This window comes from Fodinibius salinus (genome assembly GCF_008124865.1).
Taxonomy (GTDB): Bacteria; Bacteroidota; Rhodothermia; order Balneolales; family Balneolaceae; genus Fodinibius; species Fodinibius salinus.
Genome location: NZ_VNHY01000001.1, coordinates 675,437 through 697,765, shown reverse-complemented (window position 1 = coordinate 697,765; position 22,329 = coordinate 675,437). Strand labels below are relative to the sequence as shown.

Here is a 22,329-nt window from a genome sequence, read left to right as displayed (position 1 = left end):
CTGACTAAATCGAAATCGCCAAACGATGGCGAGGCACGTCCCACATAATGCGCGGGTTATACTGCGATTAACTATTAATTGAAGCAACATTTTTTTAACCTATTGCTCCTAATTGCATCATCAAGCTTAAATTATCTACTATTCCTTTTTCTTCTACAACCTTTCCATTTTGAAATTTAAGCAACGTCATTCCCTGTACAGTTACTTTCTTTCCTGATGAGTCAACGCCAAATAAGTTGCCATTTTTATGAGTTCCATTGTATTCCCAATGTATTGTGGCACCATGTCCATTTTCACTTGGAATTATTTCTTCTAATGTAATTTCTAAATCGGGAAAAAATTCATGGGTTTGTTGTAGCATTGATTTGTATTCAGAAATGCTGGTATATGTATTTTCAAAATGTGTGTAGTTAACTATTAAATCATCAGCAGCAAATTCATTGAGCAAATTTTCCTCTCCAGCATTCCAAATTTTCATGTAACTCGATGATAGTTCTTTGATTTGTTGAACATTCATAAACAAAACCTCAAAAAATTTACTTTTGATTAAAATTGTAATTAATGGGCTGAATTTAAATCAAGCAGTATAACGACCTTGCGCTTAACCGGCGCACGGAACAGTTTAAATTCGATTACAGTTTACTAGTTGGCATTCAGAAAACAAAACGGGCAGAGTAGGCGAGGTGCATCCGCGTTAATGCGCGGGTTATACCATCTCTTTTATTCTTGAATAAACGCTATCAATTTTAGTATGTGCAGCTTCACTTTGTTTATAAATTACATACCCGATTCCCAAAGAATCCAAAGCCTGTATACTTAGCGCTGTGATGAAAAACCATTTAATAATTTTCCCTTGAGCTTGTTGATTTAAGATTAGCAACTCACCAGCTACTAATAAAGCAGGTAGCAACAATAAGTATCCAAGAATTTGAGTGTAGTAACTTGACTTAAATACTGCAACTCCAAATAAAAGATAAGTGAGAAAAACTGTAGTAAGCTGCCCATAAGTAAAGAAAGGCAATATAAAATCTGGAATGACAGATTGATCTGGATTAAGTTTTAGCAAAGGGCTTATTATAGAAATACTTACGATAGTAATTACAGAAACTACCAAAAATAAAAAACCAGCACGTGCCAAGTTTGGTGCTTTCTTTGAAAGATTTGGGTACAAACTGAGTACACCAATTAATGATAGAATACTACCAATAGGAATATAACCCAAAAATGATAGGTAAGGAATCGGACCAATAAAATTTTGCAGTGAGCTTAGTAGAAAAATAATTCCTGCAAAATAAAAAAGGATAGGGCTCCATTGCTCAAGTATTCTCCAGTATTTTCTGTTTAGAATAGACATGATGATTTTTTTATTCAAAATGACTATTTGGTGGTATAACGACCTTGCGCATAAGGGGCGTGCAAAACAGCCTTGAATTAGTTTTAAAATGTACTACGGAAACTGACCAAATCGAAACTGACAGCCAACGGCGAGGCACGTCCCACTTAATGCGCGGGTTAGGCGTACTTTTCTGAGATTAGTAAACAATTATTAATGTTGGCAGTAACGCTAGACTCATATAAATCCAATAGCCTGTACTTTTAGGTGGAACTTGTACCAACAAAGTCTCCGTTTCATTTGTTTGAATGTTAACAGTTTCCTCTAAATTTATGTTACTTTTTAAATCCGAACTGGTAGCATCAACATTAACGGAACGTTCACCTACAGGTACATTATCTACTTTTATGTACTCAGTATTTTTATCTCTTGCGATTAACTCTCCGTCAATAGTCACATTTACACCATTTACAGGTTCCGATAATTTGACTGCTAAGTTCCCATATTCTTCACCTTCGGATTCATTCTGAAGGTTAGTATAGAAATCACTTGCACAGCCAGATAATAAAATTAAAAAAGCGCACAAAGAAATTATTCTTTTCATAACTACTTACCCCGATTTAGATTAAAATTAAGTTGAAGTACGGCTAACCTATGATTATCGCAACTAGGTGATTGCATAATAATATTATTGTTCAACGATCGTAAGTTGTATAAAAGGCTGTTAAGGGCAAAATCGAATATTATAGGGGCATATTATGGTGCAGCCATGTGCTATAACATGTTGACATAACATGACGGCCTGCCTATGAGACACATTCATCGTTGATACCGCCCAAACAATAATTGCTATGAATAAAGATCCCTCGCAACAAATAACGAATAACCAATAACAAGTACCTAATAACTATGAACAAATACCCAACCCGGGGTTTACTTTAACGCGCTTTTTTCGGTTTTTGATATCACTTAGAAATCGACGGATGTCATATCGAGTGAGGCTGAATGCTTAACGTTTATCACAGCACAAAATTAGAAGATCTAGCAGATCAATTGCTTGAAGAGCTGGATGATAATGCCCGGGAAAATCTGCTGGAGCCGGAAATTTTTGTGGTGCAGAACCACGGCATCGGGCAGTGGCTGTCGCTGCATATGGCCCGCCGGCAGGGGATATCTGCCAACCTAAAGTTTGAGTTTCCCTCTGAGCGCATCTGGAGCCTTATTCGTCTTATGGACGATGATATTCCCCAGACTTTGCCATCCGATCGGGGACCCATGACGTGGACACTAATGACACTTTTCCAGGATGATACTTTCCTGGATGAGTTCGATAACCTGCGGCATTATATACGGGATGAGAACCCACAACAACAGGTGTTGCGCAGCTGGAAGCTCAGCGAAAAAATTGCGGATGTTTTTGACCAGTACCTCATTTATCGTCCCGAAATGATTGGCCAATGGGAAAAAGAGGAGCTGAAAACTGACTGGCCGGCTGAACGGTGGCAGATGCAGCTGTGGAACCGGCTCTTCGATCACTGGAAAAAATCGCATGACGAAGATAAAATCCACCGGGCTCGATTGCAGCAAAAATTATTGGATCAGATTAGGAGCCGGGAATTGGATACAGACCCCCTTCCTGAACGCATTTCGGTATTTGGGGTATCTTCATTGCCGCAGGTATCTGTTCGCATTCTTACCGAGCTCTCGGATCTTATTCCGGTTGATTTTTATCAGTTGAATATAGATCCCGGTGTCAAAGACTGCGATAATTTTCGGAATCCATTGCTGCAGTCGCTGGGCAAACAGGGCACCACCTTTATGTCGCTGTTTCCTGCCCGGGCGGAGATTGAGTACCGGTCGGTCGAAAATACGGATCATACTGATAATTCTTCGGTCTTTAATGAGGTTCAGTCGGATCTAGTACGAGATAAACGGCCTTCGGATTCGGAGCCGGATGGGCCGCCCATGGATACGTCTATCCGGGTGCATTCCTGCCACAGTCCCATGCGCGAAGTGGAAGTGCTCTACGATCAGCTGCTGGCCGTGCTGGATGAAAATCCCGGGCTCAATCCGGATGATATTCTTATTATGACGCCGGATATAGAGACCTATGCACCAATGATTGAGGCGGTATTTGAGGCACCGGATGAGGGACAGCCGGGAATTCCGTATAGCATTGCCGATCGCGGCATTCAGGGTGATCGTCCGGCGACCCAGTCATTGTTGAAGATTCTTGAGTTGTGCGGTAGCCGATTCAAGATTACGGATGTGTTTGACCTGTTGGATGCTGTTCCTGTTCGTGAGGTGTTTGGTTTTAGTGATGATGATTTGAATCGACTGGAGAAATGGGTTGAGGATAACAGAATTCGCTGGGGCATCGACGGGAACTTTAAGCAACAGATGAATTTGCCGGAAAGTGATCATTTTACCTGGAAATCGGGACTCCAGCGCATGTTGCTGGGCTATACTATGAATTCTGATGAGGAGCATTTATTTGACGATATTTTTCCATACGAGGAGATTGAAACTTCTGATGATGCGGCCCTGGCCGGACGCTTTTCGCGATTTATGCAGGCTTTATTTCAGATTAATGATTTGGTTGGAAAGGAGAAATCAATATCTCGGTGGAAGGAAGAATTGACGAAAATACCGGACCGGTTTCTCCCCGATAACCGGGATTATTATTGGGAAATTTCGAAGATTCGGGAGGCCTTGAATACGTTAACTGAGCAAGCTGACTTAGCGGCATTTGACGGCCGTGTTCCCTTTCAGGTTGTCCGGCTGTGGCTGCAGGAACAGCTCCAGGAGCAGACGACAGGCGGTGGCCGTCTGGGGCGCGGGGTGACCTTTAGTTCGCTTAAGCCGATGCGGAGTATCCCTTTTGAGATGATTGGTATAATTGGGATGAATGAAGATGCTTTTCCTCGATCCAACATCCCCATTGAGTTTGATCTTATGCATTTGGATCCGCAGCCCGGAGATCCGGTGCAGGCCGAAGAAGATCGATACCTGTTCCTGGAGAACCTGATTTCTGCCCGCAGCATCCTGTATTTTAGTTATGTAGGGCAGAGCAATCGCCAGGATGCCGATTTTCCGCCTTCGGTCATTCTTGCTGAATTCCTGGACTACCTGGAAGACTCCTACGGATTGTCATCCGGCGACATGGTCACTGAGCATCGCCTGCAGGCCTTTAGTCCGAGGTATTTTATGGATGGTCAGCTGTTTTCTTATTCACAATCACAGCAAAAAATTGGTCAGCGGTTAGTGGGGAATCGTGGAGAATCTAAGTCGTTTATAGATGGTGAGCTGCCGGAACCGGACGATGATTGGAAAAAGCTGTCGATAGGTAATTTGATTTCTTTCTTTCAGCATCCGGCTAAATTTTTGCTGCGAAACCGGTTGGGGATTTATCTAGATGAGGAGGAGGTACTCACCGAAGATCGGGAACTGTTTGCTCTGGAACGGCTTGATAAGTATCGCGTAGAGCAGGCATTGCTGGAGCAGTTTTTGAAAGAGCAGCCGCTGGAAAGCTATGAGAAGGTCATGCAGTCTCGGGATTGGCTCCCCGAGGGATGGAGCGGCAAGCAAGTGTATCAGCAGAAAGCTTCGGAGGCTCGAGAGTTTGGAAACGCTATTCAGCAGCAATTGAACCGGCAGCAGCTGCCGGATTGCGAGGTTGATATTCAGGTCAACGGATTTCGAATAACAGGAGTACTCGGGGATGTTTTTCCCCAACTAAAATTACAGTACCGTTTTGGTAAGGCGCGCCCCAAAGATAAGGTCGATTTCTGGATTCGGCACTTGTTGTTTCAGCGGGTTAAACCGGACGGGCATTCGGGAAAGAGCCTGATGTTGAACTGGGAGGACACTGCTCTGCAGCAACAAACTCTGGCGCCAGTTGAAGATCCCAACGCCATACTGTCTGATTTGCTGGATTGGTTTTGGCAGGGGATGCAGTGTCCGCTTGATTTCTACTGTAAATCCTCTTATGCCTACGCTGAATCGATATTGCAGGATGAAAAAGACGAGGAAGCGGCCGTCAGTCGGGCGCAAAAGAAGTGGGAGAGCGGGTATAATTATACGGGGGAAAAAGAGGATCCCAGTAATAAGTTGGTTACCGATGGCCGGGAGCCGCTTGAAGACTCTGACTTTAGAGCAATAAGCTGTGGATTTTGGGAACCGTATTTTGAGGCACTAAAGCGAGGGGAGTCCTGATATGGATGTACTTGAACCTTTTGATATTGATTTCTCGGGCATAAACCTGGTAGAAGCCAGTGCGGGAACCGGCAAGACGTATAATATCATGTCGCTTTACATCCGCGCGATTATTGAGCTAGATATGCCCGTTAATAAAATTTTAGTAGTAACCTATACCGAAGCGGCCACCAAGGAGCTCAAAGATGGGCTTTTGCGGCGGATACGGAAATCTATTTCTATTCTTCGGGCAGCAGAAGTAACCGGTGATGACAAACACGACCAGTTTCTTACCGAGCTCCTTCAAAAGGTGACGGACAGCAGCGCTGCCATTAAAAAACTGGAACAGGCTGTCCGCAATTTTGATGAGGCTGCCATTTATACCATTCACGGTTTTTGCTACCAGTCGCTCCAAGAGCGGGCTTTTGAAAGCAGGGCAATGTACGACGCCGAGATGATTGGCGAAGATACTGAGCTGGTGCAGGAAGCTGTTGATGACTACTGGCGCAGGTGGATGGCTGAGGCCACAGAAAATCCCGAAAAACACCCGCTGCTTAAATTATTGGACGACAAGGGCATAGGGCCGGACTCACTGGCCGGTGAGCTGGAAAATTATATTGGTAAGCCCTATCTGCATATCTTGCCGGAGGATATCCAATTGGAACATGTAGATGCTCAGCTTCGAGAGCTTCAGGAGCTTCATACCAAGATGAGAGAACTTTGGAGTGAGCAGCGAGCGGATATACGGGCACTGCTTGGCAGAGATGAAATGAGTAATTATCGCTCGAGCTGGCTTGAAAATTGGTTTTCTAAGATGGATGTGATCTTTCAGTCTGATACGGCTACGGTCGAAATATTTGACCAGTTCGACCGTTTTACACAGAGCCGTATTGACAACAGCTTGAAGAAAGCTGCACGAGAGAAGAGCACCCAGCCACCTCAACACTTATTTTTTAAATTGGCTGATGAATATCAGCAGATTGCTCATCGACTTTCTGATTTTGATGTATCGTTTAAAAAAGAGCTTCTCACTTACCTCCGCAGTGAACTCAATCAAAAGAAAGAAGAGCAGCAGGTACTGTCGTATGATGATTTATTGCTGAGATTGCGTAATGCGCTGTTGGATGAGCAACGAGGCCAGCAGCTGGCGCAGAAAATGCGTGACAAGTATCCCATCGCTATGGTAGATGAGTTTCAGGATACTGATCCCAATCAGTATGATATTTTTCGGCGGATTTATCGGGATGCGGATGAAGGTGCTTTGTTTATGATCGGCGATCCCAAACAATCGATTTACAGCTTTCGCGGGGCGGATGTGTATTCTTATATCAAGGCGCGGAAAGATGCTCCTGAAGAAAATCGCTTTAAACTAGATCGCAACTTTCGATCGGTTCCTAATCTGCTTAAAGGGGTAAATGCCTTTTGGGGCGGACACGAGAATCCCTTTTTAATAGAAAATGAGATTGAATATAACAAGGTGGAACCGGGCTGGGATGAGGAAAGGTATGATTCTTTGTTGGAGTACGGCCAGGAGCGTCCCGCTATCCGTTTTCGCCGACTTTCTGAGCCGGGACAGGATAAGCTTAACAAAAAAGAAGCGCGTAAGCAGGCGGCCAAAGATACCGCCCGTGAGATCGCTCGATTGCTGGAAGGGGGCAGAAACCGGCAGATTACCATCGGTGGAGAGCCGGTGGAGGCCAAAGATATTGCGGTGTTGGTGCGTAAGCATAAACAGGCCGACCTGGTCAATGATGCTCTTCAGGAGTTGGATATCAAAAGCGTGCGCCACAGTGACCAAAGTGTGTTTGAGAGCGATGAGGCAAAGCAGCTGGGACAACTATTGAAGGCTGTGGCCGAACCATCCAACGAAACGTTAGTAAAGACTGCACTTTCACTGCCGCTCTCCGGCTATACCGCTAATCAATTGCTTGAGATCGAAGAAGAGCAGCAGCAGTGGATCGATGTGCTCGATCAGTTTGGAGAATGGCACCGGCAGTGGCAACACCAGGGATTTGCGCCCATGTTTCGATCGTTGATGGCCGAGCTGAACATGGCGGAACATATCATTGACTATTCCAATGGCGAACGGCGTCTTACAAACCTGTTACATCTGGGCGAATTGCTGCAGGAGGAATCCCGGAATCATAAAGAAGGGGCCCGGAGTCTGCTGCAATGGCTGGCCCGAAAGCGGCAGGAAAATAGCAGCAGTAAGCAGGATGAAGAGCAGCTGCGGCTGGAAAGCGATGAGGAGCTTGTTAAAATTGTAACGATGCACAAAAGTAAGGGATTGCAATATCCCATTGTATTTTGCCCGTTTTTGTGGCACGGTCCTCATATTACAAGAGAAACTAATCCAATGGTTTATCACCGACCGGATGATAATGATACGGCTTACCTGGATTTATACGGTGAAAAGGGAGACGATCGGGAAGAGCAGAGATTTTATAATTACCGGGAACAACAGGCCGAAAGTCTGCGGCTGGCCTACGTAGCTATGACCCGGGCTCAGCAATGCCTGTATCTGACGTGGCAGTTTGCGTCGGATTCTCAACTTTCATCGCTGGGCTATTTGCTTCAGGATCCCAAGCTGGCCGAGTCGCAACTTATGGATAAAGTGAATTACGGGGAGGCCGGGGACTGGTCGCGCGACGATTTCCATGAAGCCATCGGTACGCTTTGCGATGAGCATGGTGATTTCTTTACGTTAAAACGAGTGCCTGAGAGACCTGAAGATGCTGGTCAGCTGGATTTATCGTCTATGGGTAATAAAGCAGCAAATTTAGAGTCGCGGGACTTTGATCGGTCGCCGCCGCTGGAGGTCAGCTACGGCGTGTCCAGTTTTTCTTCGCTTACCAGCTGGATGAATGAAGATCCGGAAATGCCGGATTATGACCAGTTTTTGGATCAGCCCGATATGGTTGAGGTGGCTGCCGAGGACGATCCCAAAACGATGTTTACTTTTCCAAAGGGACCGCAACCCGGCACCTGTATTCACCATATTTTTGAGAATATAGACTTTACAGATCTCGATGATGCCGACAAGGTTATTGATGAAAGCTTATCTACCTATGGTATCGATCAGCAGTGGAGTACGGTGGTACAAAAGATGCTCGAAGTGGTTGTCCATAAATCGTTACACCCTGCTATAGAGGGACTCACACTGTCAGAGTTGGGTACTGACAATTTGAATGCGGAAATGGAGTTTTATTACCAAAATGAGCATATAAAAACCCGAAAGTTGCTTTCTATTATTCGAGATGATTATTCAGCAGGTTCAGAAGAGGGAAGGGCAGACGCCGGATTTTTGAAAGGATTTATAGATCTCACTTTTAAGTTTGGCGGCCGATATTATTTACTGGATTACAAGACGAATTATTTGGGTGACTGTATTGCAGATTATGAACAACCGCATCTGATCCATGAGATGCAGGAGGCTTCTTACGATTTACAGTATCATGTTTATTCTATTGCGCTGCATCGCTTTTTGAAGAAACATAAGCAGGATGACTATTCATATGAAGATCATTTTGGAGGTGCTTTTTATTTATTCCTTCGCGGAATGAATAAAAAGGGCAATGAAGGTATCTTTTTTGACCGTCCTGATTACAAAAGGATTAAGGAGTTAGATGAATACATTAAAACCGGAGGAGAGGATGCGTAAATTAATGAACGACTTATCCACTCTTCGAGAAAAGGACATCATCCGGGATATTGATGTTGAGATTTGCCGCCTATTTGCTGAGGAGTACGAGGATATTTCCGACGATGCATTGCTTGCGGTGTGTCTGACAAGTCACTTGTATGGACGAGGGGATGTGTGTCTGCCGCTGGAGCAGTATGCCTCGGAAAGTCTTTTTAATGAAACGGATGAAGATCATTCCATACCTGTTCCCGATCTGGATTCATGGCTGCACGAGCTCAGAAATTCTCCTATCGTCGGGAATCCGGGAGATTTTAAACCTTTGATTCTGGATGAGGCCGGGCGGCTGTATTTTCACAAGCTTTGGCAGTACGAAAATCGCCTGGCAGAACAGCTGGTCAAAAGAGGTGAACAGGATACGGAAGATATCAGCCTCGAGCTGCTGCAAGATGGATTAGAACGCCTTTTTGAAGATACTTCCGAACATCCGGACTGGCAAAAAATTGCCGCTGCTACTGCAGTAAAGAAGAAATTTTCGGTTATATCCGGCGGACCGGGTACGGGCAAGACTTCCACGGTAGTACGTATTTTGGCGCTGTTGTTAGAGCAAGCTTCAAAGCGGGAAGCCTCACTTAATATTGCGCTGGCTGCACCTACCGGAAAAGCGGCTGCCCGGCTCAAGAATTCCATCCTTTCTGCAAAAAATGAGCTGAATATTGCGGATGATATCCGAGCTGCTATTCCTGATAAGGCCATAACTTTACATCAGCTGCTGGGTGCACGCAGGCACACCTCTGTATTTAAGCATAATAAAGAAAATCCCGTACCCTATGATGTGGTGATTGTTGACGAGGCTTCAATGGTTGACCAGGCGTTGATGAGTAAACTGATGGTTGCTTTGCTTGAGGATACAAAGGTAATATTATTGGGAGATAAAGATCAGTTGGCTTCGGTGGAGGCCGGTTCGGTACTCGGTGATATTTGTGATCTCGATATGAACAACGTGTCGCAGGGGATGGCGAACTGGCTGGCTGAGATTTCGCTTGATATTCCACAAGAGAATATTGCAGCTGATCCAAAGTCGCTTATTGACAATATCACTTTACTTACTAAAAGCTATCGCTTTGATGAGGACAGCGGCATCGCACAGTTGGCAGCAAGTGTGAACAGGGGAGCTTCCGAATCGGCCATAAATGTTCTCTCTTCAAATGACTATGAGGGTGCTTCGCTGGTATCCATTGAGGATCAGGATGCGCTGGATTCGGTGTTGGAGCAGAAATTGACGGGGTATATCCAAAAGATTATTGAGAGTGATTCTCCGGAACAAGCGCTTGATTATTTTGGGGATTTCCAAATGCTGGCGGCCCATCGCCGGGGTCCGTGGGGCATTGAATATTTAAACCAGCTTGCTGAACAACTTTTGCAGCGGCAGGGGCTTATCCCCAAATATGATCGCTGGTATGTAGGTAAACCGGTGATTGTGGATGTGAACGACTATACGCTAGACCTGCGTAATGGAGATACAGGCATTTGTCTGCGGGATGAAGCCGGCGACTTGAAGATCTACTTTCGTCATGAGGATTCGGTTCGATCTGTTGTCCCGGGACGTTTACCCGACCACAGCATGGCATATGCGCTTACCGTGCATAAAAGTCAGGGATCAGAATTTGATGAGGTACTGTTGGTTTTGCCCAATCATCGATCAAAAGTACTTAGCAGAGAGCTCATTTACACTGCCATTACCCGCGCTCGCACATCTATTTCTATCTTGGGTCAGCAATCGGTTCTGCAATACAGCATTAATACACAATTACGTCGCTCATCGGGACTTCGGGATCATCTGTGGACGTAATTTTACCCCGATTGGCACTCAATAATATTCTTTGCAGTTCGTTACTAAACCTTAGAAAGAAATTTCAAAAAAATCGGAACAATATTATATCTCCCCAGTAACAAATATTGAACATACTGATCCCTGGTTACTTTTCTAAAGTGACCATTGATTTGTACCCCGAAAAGCCAACGTACAAAAAGGAGCCGGTTGATCCCGGCTCCTTTTATTTTTTTACGGTTCCCACCTCAAAGCATTTTTCTTATTTTAGGCATTAATAATCCCGAACTTATATAAAAAAACTATGGATCGAGATCAGATTCGTCGCTTCTTACGCTTAACAAAACTATTTTCAAAACCACATCCCTGGCACGGAATTGACATTGGGGACCAATCACCTGATGTAATTAAAGTATTTATAGAACTAGTACCGGGAGATACTATGAAGTATGAGCTGGATAAAGAAAGTGGTTTTTTGAAGGTCGATCGGCCGCAGCGTTTTTCAAATATTTGTCCCTTGCCATACGGCTTTGTACCACAAACGCTTTGCGCTGAAAGCGTAGGAGAGTATTGTTCCACAAAAACCGGACGTGAGCATATCGGGGGAGATCAAGATCCGCTGGATATTTGTGTGATTACCGAGCGTAATATTCCGCATGGTAATTTAATTCTTGATGCCATTCCGGTGGGAGGTTTTCGATTGATCGATGGGGATGAGGCTGATGACAAAATTATTGCCGTGATGAAAGGCGACGCTTCCTTCGGAGAGATGACAGATATCCAAGAGGTACCCAAGCATATCATTGAACGGTTGTCGCATTATTTTTTAACCTATAAAGAACGTCCGTTCAGCGACGAGGAACGTGAAATCGAGATTACCCATATCTATGGGCAAAAGGAGGCTAAAGAAGTGGTTAACAGAAGTATTGAAGATTATAACACCCATTTTGATATGGACAAAAAAGACCTCTTCGAAATGATTGGTTCAGGGTTGGAATAAGAGCTTTTTCCGAAAGAAGATTTATTGATTGTTTAAAATCATTAAAGGGAGATCTTACATAACATATATCACATAATCGCTTCTGCGCTGAGATCGGTTTATCTTACTCACCGTATTTTGAGAAAAGGTTCTAAAATAAAAAACCTGACAGGTTTCAAAGCCTGTCAGGTTTAAAAGTCTAGATGCTAAAAACTAGTTCGAAGAACCGGAGCCTTCAGGATTGACCTCAAGGAGTTCCACTTCAAAAATGAGCGTTTGGTTTGGCGCAATAGAACTTTTGGGCGGTGGATTTAATCCATAACCAAGTTCACCGGGAATCCAGAGCTTATATTTTGCTCCTTCCTTCATTTGTTGTAGTCCTTCTGACCATCCGGGAATAACACGATTTAAGGGAAAGGTAACAGGTTTTCCACGTTCATAGGAACTGTCGAATGTAGTGCCGTCAATAAGAGTACCTTTGTAATCAACCTTTACTTTATCAGTTGTGTCGGGAGAAACACCGGACCCTTCTTTAAGTACTTTATACTGCAATCCACTGTCAGTGGTTTTTACACCTTCTTTCTTCTTATTTTTAGCGAGGAATTCCTCTCCTTTTTTAGCATATTCTTTACCCTTTTCCATCTTTTCTTGTTGAGCACGACGTTGGGCTTTCATCTGATAATTACGCATAACGACCTGCATTGTGCTGTCAGAAAGCTGTCCATTACCATCCTCAAAGGCAGCTTTAATTCCGGAAGCTATCAAGGCAGGATTCACATCGGTCATTCCCTGTTTTTGAAGTGATCGTGAGCCGATTTGATATCCTATGCTGTAGCTTACACTATCAATATTTGTAGATAATTTAGCATCACTGGATACCTTGTTGGAGTTGCATCCCATTAATAACAATGCACTCACAAAAAGTAGGCAAATAGAAGTATTTGTTAATTTCATTGAATTACGTTGATAAATTTTGGATTCTTGATTAGACACCGAAGTTATTTAAATTTTTCACCGTTAAAAAATTTACATCAAACATTAAGTGAATTCATAATAAAATCATATCTTTAGCGCTGGTTTAGTATCAGTATCACATCACAATTACGAATAAAAGCAGAATATACTTTTGACCTTCAAAAACTTCGATCTCAGTGATAAACTGATGATGGGCCTTCGGGACTTGAAATACGAAGAGCCTACACCCATACAAGAGGCATGTATCCCACTCATATTCAAAGGCAAAGATGTTATCGGTGCTGCCCAGACGGGTACCGGCAAAACGGGAGCATTTGTAATTCCGTTATTGCAAGAGATTGCCAACAATGAACAGGATCACACCCGGGCTTTAATATTGTCTCCGACACGTGAGCTGGCCCAGCAAATCGAAGAACAAATTTTTGCATTAGGATACCATACCGGTGTTAGTTCGGCTACGGTCACCGGAGGCAGTGATTATGGCACACAGGTCAAAGCTATTCGGGCGGGCGTTGATATTATTGTTGCCACCCCCGGACGTCTTATCGACCAAATGAATGTGCTCAACATCGACTTTAGTCACCTTGACTACCTGGTGCTTGATGAGGCCGATCGCATGTTGGACATGGGCTTTTTACCCGATGTAATGAAGATTGTGAAGCAACTTCCCAAAGATCGACAAACCATGCTGTTTTCGGCAACAATGGTCGAAGAGGTACAGCAAGTTGTTGACCAAGTGATGATTGATCCGGTAGAAGTAGAGTTTGAAGTGTCAAAGCCGGCCGACAGCGTTGATCAGCAGATTTACTTTGTGCATCCCAAAAAGAAAATTAAACTTTTTGAGCAGCTTTTTGATGCTGATAAATATGAAACGGCTATCGTATTTTGTGCTACCAAAAAGGGCACTGACCAGGTTGAAAGGATGCTTAAAAAGCGTAACGTCAATGCTGTAAGTATGCATGGCGACAGGGATCAAAAGGAGCGAAATGAAGCACTGCGGCAGTTTAAAAATCGTACTCATCCGGTGATGGTAGCAACGGATGTTCTTTCGCGCGGTATCGATATCGATGACGTCTCGTTGATTGTCAATTTTGATGTCCCCAACAATCCCGAAGATTATATCCATCGTATTGGTCGGACGGGTCGATATGATAAAAAGGGTACGGCAATCACTTTCGTAAGTAATAATGACAAAAAATACTACCATGCGATCAAGAATGTGGTGGGAGATCAGCTGACTGTCAAAGACTTATCTTCCAAGAAAGGAAAAGAGCAAGAAAAGAGTAGTCGGTCACCTAAGAAATCTCAAAAGAAGAAAGCGGCCACTAAAAAGAAAGCTCAGAAATCAGAGGAAAAACAGCAGAAGCAAACGGATACGGCAAAAAAACATACTCGTAAGCCCCGCCCGGCACATTTGACTAAAGAGGATATGCCCAAGCCGGAGCCAGAACCGGATTCTAAATCATCACAGAAGAAAGAGAAAGAAAAAAAGAAAGAGGTTGAGGAATCCCAGGAAGAAGTTAATAAAGAGATTCAAAAGAAGAAGCGTGCGGCCCTGCGTAAACATCTGGGAGACTATGATGAAGATATCTTTCAGCCGGAAGTTATTGGAAAGGCTGTGTTGCGCAATAAGCGATCACTGCGCCCGGCAAAAGGCATTTGGGGGGTCATAAAAAGTTATATCCCAAAAATAGGGGGCTAGGATGTGGGAATCCCTGAAATCACTGCTCATTTGGTGTGCCATAGCTTTATTAGTTCTTATATGGCTGCCGCTGATGGCTGTCATTCGTCTTTTTGATCGCGATCCGGCCCATTACTATACGGGTAAGTTTTTTCGCAAGTTGGGAAAGACGATATCGCGGATTAATCCCAACTGGCAATTATCAATAACCGGCAAGGTTAATATTGATGATCGCCGGCCGTATGTGGTGGTTTGTAATCATTTGTCGCAGGCTGATATACCGCTTATTTCGAACCTTCCGTGGGAGATGAAATGGGTAGCCAAGAAAATACTTTTCGATACGCCTGTCGTTGGATGGATGATGAAATTAGCCGGTGATATTTCAGTAGATCGTCAGGCTACAGACCGAAAAGAGCGGACATTGGATAAGGCATCTTACTATTTGGATCGCCAGTGTTCAGTGATGTTTTTCCCCGAGGGAACTCGATCCAGGAATGGGAAGTTAAATGCTTTTACCAGAGGTGCTTTTAAACTTGCTATCCGCGAAGATGTCCCAGTTTTGCCCCTTGTTATTGACGGTACGCAGAATACCCTGCCCAAAAGGAGCTGGAAGTTTGGCATTGCCAAGCATATAAAACTGCGGGTGTTGCCACCTGTTTCTGTGGAGAAATATGAGGAGAACCAGGCGCGTTCACTGTCCCAAGAGGTGCGCGGGCAAATACTTAACCAGCTGGCGGAGTGGAGAAATCAACCTGCCGATGAGCTTGATAATTTAGCTACCTAATAAATGGATATATCTATAGTAGATTATCCCCAAAACCTTTAATGAACCTCTGTGTAGCAATATGATAAATGCTCACGCTTGAAACATGAGAAGTTGCTTATTTACCCAACGGCAGTAAAATGCGTTTCGTAGTAATTTTTGGGGATGTACTGTCAGCTTTTGTCCATGCAAAGAAAAGCTGATTGTTCATCACTTCCATTTGCGGGAATCCACTTTTACGAGCCCCCTTGATAGTATCAACCGTTATTGTTTTTTCTTTTTTATTTTGATCATCGAGAGATGATACCCTTAGTTGTGTCTTTCCTGATTTACGTTCCATCCATGAAATATAGGTCGTACCGTTGTGTATTACAGCATCAACACGTCCGACTGATTCATTGGTATTAATAGTTTTAACATTTTTGAAGGATCTTCCGCCATCAGTAGATGATGCGAGTTTTACAGAGGGACTGTCATTTGCACCAGTATGCCAGCCGGCTACTACTGTTGATGCTGATGAAGCTAGGGCCGGACCGTTAACGGGGCATGCACCAATATTCCAATCATCCTCATAAATAACTTTCGGTTGCGACCAGCTCTGATCGTCAAAACGGCTGACATAGATATCTCGAATTTCGTTGTCTGTCCGGTTGCGGTAAGCTACCAGGGCACCGTCACTTGTTTTAACCAGAGATGTTTGGCAACAGTCACAAACCGAATTGTCAATAAGAAAACTTTTTTCTACTGTTCCTTCTTCCGATATGATAGCGGCCCGCAGAGTCATTGCGTTGTTGAGATCATATAATTCTTTACCGGAGGCACCAGCTGTTTGGCGGCCATCCAGCCAGACGGCAAGAATGGTGTTATTGTGCCAGGGAATCATGGAAACGAAGCCGTGCTCGGTAGCTGTACTGTCGTGATGAGGTGTAATAGCTGAAGACCATTCTCCTGTCGGTTGTGGCACCGCAATGTTAACGTCATAGGCATAGGTTCCGCCGGTCTTTTTATTGAGCCAGTGGGCAGCTATGGGACCGTTGTCATTAGCGATAATTGATGGAAAATCGGCCCAATTTACAAACCAGCCCGAATCTGCGGCGATAGTTACAGGTTCATTCCAGTTGCCGTCAGCATAACGGGCATAGCGCAGTGATTTTTCTGCGCTTTCCCCTTCAATCCAGCTCATATAAAGGGCATTATCTGTACTGTAAAGAAAGGGGAACTGACTATATTCACCAGCCGGATTGGCCAACGGAATGGGGCCCGAAGATGAGCCGGAACAGCCTGCTAAAAAGCATAAAGCTAAAACGGTAAAAATAAAATTTTTTTTAGATATCATTGCAGAGTATTTTTTTGCTGTTGATCTAGTTGTAATTTGTATCCCAGAAAAATCCCGCCCATAGTAAGAGTCGGTGAGGAAATGAGGTGCCAAAGCGGTTCTCGGTGGTTTAATACAGAGTAGTTGAGCATGCCGATCACTGCGATAAGCAGGATAAACCCCAGTATTGCTATAGAAATATTTTTTTGGGCCAGCGTGCTTGCCAACAGTCCGCCGAATAGTCCCCAAACAAATTGCAGTATGGTAAATCCAATCACCCATGGAAGACTGGGCAATTGTGAAACACCACTCAAAACAAGCTCTGTTTTAAAATAGACCGACACAATAAGATGAGCAAAACTGTTAAGCAGGGTTATGGAAAAATATCCCGCCACAATGGCAAGCAGGGATCGAATCATGATAGCTGAACGGTTGTAAAATTAATCTTATAAACTGATATACTAATTAAAAATAGGTTTAAATTCTCAAATTCTTGGTCTCTGGGTCAACTGTCTTTTTTGTTGATTTCTTCCGGTTGAATACTGGACAGGCAAGGCAAAGCTCATGTAGCGAATTATTAAATTGTTGAACATTATGAGCGAATATCCGGAAGCCCCTCTCCGAAGAATTGGGGACAAGCTTTGTAAAAGACGAATATAGGGAGATTGACCTTTTGTTGAATAAATTTATCATAAATTTTAACCAGTAAATGTATTCTTGTACATTGGGTAAAAATTCAAATCCAATAATATACTATGCCTGAAGGACCTGAAATCTGGCGTACAGCCGATAACCTTAATAAAGCCTTAACTGGCCGCAAAATTACAGATTTTTATTTTGCTTTTGATGAATTAAAGGATTCCGAACCAAAGTTAAAAGGACAGAAAATAACGAACGTAGAGGCCAGGGCGAAAGCTATTCTTACCTATTTTGAAGATGATATTGTAATGTATAGTCACAATCAGCTATACGGCAAGTGGATGATCCCTGAAGATGGCAAACAACCCGAGACTAATCGTTCACTGCGGGTAGCTATTCATAATAAACAGGGTTCGGCATACTTGTACTCAGCTTCTGATGTTGAATTACTACCCAGAAACAAGGTGGAAGACCACAGTTATATCAAGAAGCTGGGACCGGATGTACTACATCCCAATACCACGAAACAAGATATCGCAAAGCAGTATTTTTCGGATGAATTCAAAAACAGAAAGTTGACTACCTTGCTCTTGGACCAAGGTTTTGTGAGTGGTATCGGCAATTACCTACGGAGTGAAATTATGTTCTATGCCGGTGTAAACCCTCGACAGAAGCTGCGAGAATACAGTAGAGAAGAAAAAGAAGAGCTGGCTAAGGCAACGATCACATTATCGGAACGCTCGTATGAGACAGGCGGTATTACTAACGATGCGTCAATTGTAGAGGCACTGAAAAGAGAAAATGCAGCGTATAGCGAATACCGTCATTTTGTGTATAACAGGACAGGGGATCGATGTCACAAGTGCGGCACTGTAATTGAAGAGGAAAAAACAGGCGGGCGCAAAATATACTACTGTCCCAGTTGTCAAATAAATGATTAAATGACCTTAGAAAAGAAAGAATGGATCAATATTTCTCTGGGAGGTTCCCTTATCCAAAAATAAATCCAGATAACTAAAATAAAAGACTCATTATGAATCCGCTTACTCAAGATTTTCGTTCACTTTATAAACGCGACTTAGACCGGCTGATTGATAACTTGCAGTCAACATCGGATGAGCAATTATGGAAATCACCCGAGGGTATATCCAACAGCTGTGGAGTGTTGGCACAACATATTGTTGATAACTTAGAGCACTACATTAACCACGGCATAGGACAGACCGATTACGTGCGTCAGCGCGACCGTGAGTTTACGGATACTCATCGATCCAAAGAGAAGTTAATCAGTGATATAGAGCAGCTCAAAGAAACACTTAGTGCTGTTTTTAATGCTATTGAGGATAATCAGCTGACGCAAGATTTTCCGGTGGATATCCCTTTTGAAGCATCAAATCATAAGTTTCTCCTTCATTTATACGGGCATTTGAATTATCATCTCGGGCAGCTAAATTATTTACATCGCATGCTCGCTGCAGGATAAAATTGGACTAAGCGGGGGAATTGCATAAAGAGAATATCCTGATGGAAGGCATAAAACAGGTTTAATTTAGGAATCCATATAAGAGAATTTCAGGGTTTGATCTTCAGATTAAAATGGAATTAGTAAAATACATTGCAGTCTTGCCACTGAGATTATCGATTCCCAGAAATTCTTTATTTAAAAGAAATTATCGTGTGAAAAAAAGCGGTGATAATCATACCTTTAGTTTCGTGAAAATTAACCCCTAAAATGTTTTTTGATTGATGAAAGACAACGACTTTTTGAAGCCCGGCGACACTGTTGCACACAGTAATAAACAGCTGATGGAATCCCCAGAAGTAGAAAAGGTTGCCGACATAGTGATTGAGCGTGAAAGTCTGGATTTTGGTCCCGCTGAAATTGGTTACTTTTTGGTTTATCCGAATCTCTCGAAATATAAAGCGGCCAAATGTAAAAAAGCATCGCGTGAAGTGGAATATTATTCCGGCAATAATTACTTGATTGAGATATCCGGAGAAATGTGGGATATGCTGGACCAAAAGACGCGGGAAATGGTACTATTCCATCAGCTTATGCATGTTGACCCTGTTTATAAAGCTAAAAACCAAGAATGGAAGATGAAGATACGGAAGCCGGACTTCTCGGATTTTTATGAAATCAATGACAAATACGGCAACGACTGGTATAAGACTGTGCAGGCTACGGTTTCTTCGCTTTATGATTTAGATCCCAAACGAGAGAGCAAGGTAAACTTGTAATATTACTTATTGAAAATAGACCAGAATTTGAGGGTGCAGTATATTACTGCACCTTTTTTATTCTTCTTCCTCAAAAAATTGCATTTCCAGGGCCTCGAGACGACGTTCAATATTTAAAAGTTTATCCAGTATCAGAACGTGCGTCTTGCCGGCATCAATACCTACGGGGCTGTCTTCACTTTCTATTTGACTGAGAATTTCCTCGTATTCTTCATCATTTATTTGTAAATCCATAGTGTTGGTACGCGTTTAGTAGGTTAAAAATCTTTTATAGGAAACGTTGAAGCTCAGCTCTACGGGGCTCTCATCCCGAACTTATGGAATAGTAGTGATCGGGAGATTCAGGTAAAAGAGCAATGATATTTTTGCTGGTTCAAATTTGTAAGTTGCAGCAGTGACGAATTACTTCACATTGTATCCTTCATCCTGCAGGTATGAGCGAACCTTATCCACATGGTCGCCCTGTATCTCAATGGTTTTGGCATAACTGGTTCCGCCTGCTCCGCATTTTTGTTTTAGTTGCTTCTCAAGATCCTCAATAACCTGTGGATTGTGTTGAATATTACTGATCATCGTTACTGTTTTACCGCGTCGTCCGCTGGTATCTAACTTTACAGAAATAGCCATTAGTAATTAGTTAAATGTAAATTAAAGATTTGGAAACACCTGAACTTTTATGTTACTCGGTGCCGATCTCAAATGTTCGATAGGGTCAGATTCTTTTTTAAAAAGAAAAATGCTCTGGGAAACCCATCAACAATTAGCGCCCTTATGCTTATACGTTTTGAAAGATTATGCAGTAGCATCGTACGCATCCGGACGTGTAGTTTTTAAATCACATCCGTGGGCAGAAAAGTTTTTGAGATGCCAGAAAAACCGCTTGAAATTTGAGTCGGGCAGGGTAAAAGACACTACCGACTTTGCTGCCCGCCGCAAGGTCTTGTCAGCATCTCTGAATTCTTCGATATCTAAAATGACGAGACCACTGAATGCTTGTACCTTTTGAAGAAAGTAACGTTCTTCGGGCGTGGCATATTTAACGCGAGAATGCGAATTTCCCACATATACGCCACATAGTTTATTCGCGTTTTTGAAGTAAAGAATATGATCAGACTGCGTAAAACCTTCGAAAAAGTTGTCAATATTGGCCATTGTTTCAGATTCAATGCGAGAAACAATATCTGCTGTATCAACGTATTGAATATCCCGGTCAAGTTTTGCACCAAGCTTTTCAACGGCCTTTTTCTTATTGGGGCTGTACACTCCCAAAAAGAGACTCAGATGGTGAATATCACTTTTATTATGATTTACAAGATATTCGACCAGATCATCGAAGGAAGAGTGATCGTAAGAAATGTTTTTGAACTTTTTTTCGGGCGTGTCAATATCCATATCAAAAATAGCTAGAGCGTTAATTTTGTCAATAAGTGAATATATGAAATAGCGGTCGTTTTCCAGAACTACCTGCTGTTATTTTAAGCAATGATATCACCGGTCTTGGGGATGTTCTATAACTTCCGGCGGACGCTTAAAAACATGGCCATCAGCATAAACGCGGTTCGGAGGTACACGTAAATCCCATACCAGACGCAGCCAGGAGAGTGCTTTAAGTCCATAGTGAGAAAAGTCAAACTCCCACCAGTAAAAGCCCTGCCGTTCGGAGGAGGGAAACCGATGATGGTTATTATGCCACCCCTCACCAAGTGTGATGACTGAGATAAACCAGTTGTTTCGGCTGTCATCATCCGTTTCAAACCGTCGCTTGCCAAAAACATGCGCCAGCGAGTTGACGGTAAATGTACCGTGATAGAGCAGTACGGTGCTGAGGATAAATCCATATATCAGTATTTGCAACCCTGAAGTGCTCAGTGAGGGGAATAACGTATTGAGTAACGCGCCTAGTCCAAACATCGCGACCGCAAGCAAAATAGGAGGGATTAGGTGATAATTATTGAGAAACTGAAGCTCGGGATACTGTTTTAAATCTTTTACCATCTTGGTATTAGTATCCTTAAAACGATTACTGAGGATCCACCCCACATGCGACCACCACAAGCTGCGTTCTACCGGAGAATGGACATCCTTTTCAGTGTCGGCATATTTGTGATGATGCCGATGGTGGGCGGCCCACCACAGGGGACCTTTCTGTGCGCTGGTAGTTCCGAGGAAGGCCATGAGGAATTGGAATAATCGGCTCGTCTTGTAGGTGCGGTGCGAAAAGTAGCGGTGGAATCCTGCGGTAATACCAAACATGCGCACGGTATAGCTGATGATGAGAGTCGCGAGCGCTACCCAGCTGAAACCTACCCAGAAGACAAGCAGACAGGAGAGGTGAAGCAGAAAAAATGGAATACCGCTGACCCAGTTAATTTTATCGAGTTCTTCGTCGTATTCTTCTGGTGTATAGGGGGCTTCCATGGTGCTGTTAGTTCGATTGTTGCAACTATTGTAACTGTAAAATTAAAGAGGCAAATATAATAATTGTAACAGGTTTATAGAAAGGATTGTTATTAATTGGATAAACCTCCCATTGATAGGCCGGGGTGTGTTATCTCGGGTCGAGCAACGCAGTTTTTCAGAGCCTGTCTGTAAATTCTGTCATTATCCACATTCGAGATTTCTTCACTCCCAAAACTACACCAAGGGTTAGTGATACTCCGTTAGAATAACAGTATGCTGTGATTAAGCAGACCGATCCCCGTATGCGTCGATAGTTGTCAGTTAACTGCTATCAAATA

Annotated in this window: 19 protein-coding genes; 9 read left to right on the top strand and 10 right to left on the bottom strand. The window is 43.3% G+C overall.

From position 1 onward, the window contains the following. Window positions 1–94: 94 nt before the first annotated feature. From LX73_RS03150 to LX73_RS03140, 3 genes are all read right to left on the bottom strand, one after another. A complete protein-coding gene (locus LX73_RS03150; protein ID WP_170245567.1) occupies window positions 95–478 on the bottom strand; it encodes an ester cyclase in 384 nt (127 codons plus the stop codon). A 228-nt stretch (window positions 479–706) separates the two neighbouring features. Beyond that, window positions 707–1,354 (bottom strand): hypothetical protein, encoded by a 648-nt coding sequence (locus LX73_RS03145; protein WP_148898012.1) that lies wholly within the window; start codon window positions 1,352–1,354, stop codon window positions 707–709. Between the two features lie 178 nt (window positions 1,355–1,532). After that, the gene (locus LX73_RS03140; protein WP_148898011.1) at window positions 1,533–1,937 is read right to left on the bottom strand and encodes a hypothetical protein; all 405 of its coding nucleotides are present in this window, start codon (window positions 1,935–1,937) and stop codon (window positions 1,533–1,535) included. Window positions 1,938–2,338: 401 nt separating this feature from the next. Between LX73_RS03140 and recC the strand changes: the two genes are divergently transcribed. From recC to LX73_RS03120, 4 genes are all read left to right on the top strand, one after another. Further along, on the top strand, window positions 2,339–5,548 hold the full coding sequence (recC, locus tag LX73_RS03135; protein WP_148898010.1) for an exodeoxyribonuclease V subunit gamma: 3,210 nt from the start codon (window positions 2,339–2,341) through the stop codon (window positions 5,546–5,548). Between the two features lies 1 nt (window position 5,549). Beyond that, window positions 5,550–9,188, top strand: a complete 3,639-nt coding sequence (recB, locus tag LX73_RS03130; protein ID WP_148898009.1) for an exodeoxyribonuclease V subunit beta — start codon at window positions 5,550–5,552, stop codon at window positions 9,186–9,188. After that, a complete protein-coding gene (gene recD / locus LX73_RS03125; RefSeq protein WP_148898008.1) occupies window positions 9,154–11,019 on the top strand; it encodes an exodeoxyribonuclease V subunit alpha in 1,866 nt (621 codons plus the stop codon). The genes recB and recD overlap by 35 nt, the downstream gene beginning before the upstream one ends. Before the next feature lie 283 nt (window positions 11,020–11,302). Next, window positions 11,303–11,998 (top strand): inorganic pyrophosphatase, encoded by a 696-nt coding sequence (locus tag LX73_RS03120; protein WP_148898007.1) that lies wholly within the window; start codon window positions 11,303–11,305, stop codon window positions 11,996–11,998. A gap of 192 nt (window positions 11,999–12,190) precedes the next feature. Here LX73_RS03120 and bamJ read toward each other — a convergent pair whose 3' ends face one another. Further along, the gene (gene bamJ, locus LX73_RS03115) at window positions 12,191–12,931 is read right to left on the bottom strand and encodes a BamJ family beta-barrel-assembly machinery protein (protein ID WP_148898006.1); all 741 of its coding nucleotides are present in this window, start codon (window positions 12,929–12,931) and stop codon (window positions 12,191–12,193) included. A 172-nt stretch (window positions 12,932–13,103) separates the two neighbouring features. Between bamJ and LX73_RS03110 the strand changes: the two genes are divergently transcribed. Then, on the top strand, window positions 13,104–14,654 hold the full coding sequence (locus LX73_RS03110; protein WP_246138153.1) for a DEAD/DEAH box helicase: 1,551 nt from the start codon (window positions 13,104–13,106) through the stop codon (window positions 14,652–14,654). A 1-nt stretch (window position 14,655) separates the two neighbouring features. Continuing rightward, window positions 14,656–15,417, top strand: coding sequence for a lysophospholipid acyltransferase family protein (locus LX73_RS03105; protein WP_148898005.1), 762 nt, complete (start codon window positions 14,656–14,658; stop codon window positions 15,415–15,417). A 97-nt stretch (window positions 15,418–15,514) separates the two neighbouring features. Here LX73_RS03105 and LX73_RS03100 read toward each other — a convergent pair whose 3' ends face one another. Together LX73_RS03100 and LX73_RS03095 are read right to left on the bottom strand one after the other, a co-directional pair. Then, a complete protein-coding gene (locus LX73_RS03100) occupies window positions 15,515–16,732 on the bottom strand; it encodes a hypothetical protein (protein WP_148898004.1) in 1,218 nt (405 codons plus the stop codon). Further along, a complete protein-coding gene (locus LX73_RS03095) occupies window positions 16,729–17,130 on the bottom strand; it encodes a hypothetical protein (protein WP_148898003.1) in 402 nt (133 codons plus the stop codon). The genes LX73_RS03100 and LX73_RS03095 overlap by 4 nt, the downstream gene beginning before the upstream one ends. Before the next feature lie 336 nt (window positions 17,131–17,466). Between LX73_RS03095 and nei the strand changes: the two genes are divergently transcribed. The 3 genes from nei (at window position 17,467) to LX73_RS03080 (ending at window position 19,591) form a co-directional block, all read left to right on the top strand. Beyond that, on the top strand, window positions 17,467–18,291 hold the full coding sequence (gene nei, locus LX73_RS03090) for an endonuclease VIII (protein ID WP_148898002.1): 825 nt from the start codon (window positions 17,467–17,469) through the stop codon (window positions 18,289–18,291). Between the two features lie 92 nt (window positions 18,292–18,383). Further along, entirely contained in the window at window positions 18,384–18,833 is a 450-nt protein-coding gene (locus LX73_RS03085; protein WP_148898001.1) for a DinB family protein, read from the top strand. A 263-nt stretch (window positions 18,834–19,096) separates the two neighbouring features. After that, complete coding sequence (locus tag LX73_RS03080) at window positions 19,097–19,591, top strand: putative metallopeptidase (RefSeq protein WP_148898000.1); 495 nt, start codon at window positions 19,097–19,099, stop codon at window positions 19,589–19,591. 57 nt (window positions 19,592–19,648) lie between these two features. Here LX73_RS03080 and LX73_RS12905 read toward each other — a convergent pair whose 3' ends face one another. The 4 genes from LX73_RS12905 to LX73_RS03065 form a co-directional block, all read right to left on the bottom strand. Further along, a complete protein-coding gene (locus LX73_RS12905) occupies window positions 19,649–19,825 on the bottom strand; it encodes a hypothetical protein (RefSeq protein ID WP_170245566.1) in 177 nt (58 codons plus the stop codon). 168 nt (window positions 19,826–19,993) lie between these two features. Next, the gene (locus LX73_RS03075; RefSeq protein WP_148897999.1) at window positions 19,994–20,218 is read right to left on the bottom strand and encodes a translation initiation factor; all 225 of its coding nucleotides are present in this window, start codon (window positions 20,216–20,218) and stop codon (window positions 19,994–19,996) included. Between the two features lie 165 nt (window positions 20,219–20,383). Next, window positions 20,384–20,983 carry a hypothetical protein gene (locus tag LX73_RS03070; RefSeq protein ID WP_148897998.1) on the bottom strand — a complete coding sequence of 200 codons (600 nt, stop codon included), beginning with the start codon at window positions 20,981–20,983 and terminating at the stop codon, window positions 20,384–20,386. A 96-nt stretch (window positions 20,984–21,079) separates the two neighbouring features. Next, complete coding sequence (locus LX73_RS03065; RefSeq protein ID WP_148897997.1) at window positions 21,080–22,009, bottom strand: acyl-CoA desaturase; 930 nt, start codon at window positions 22,007–22,009, stop codon at window positions 21,080–21,082. Window positions 22,010–22,329 lie beyond the last annotated feature (320 nt).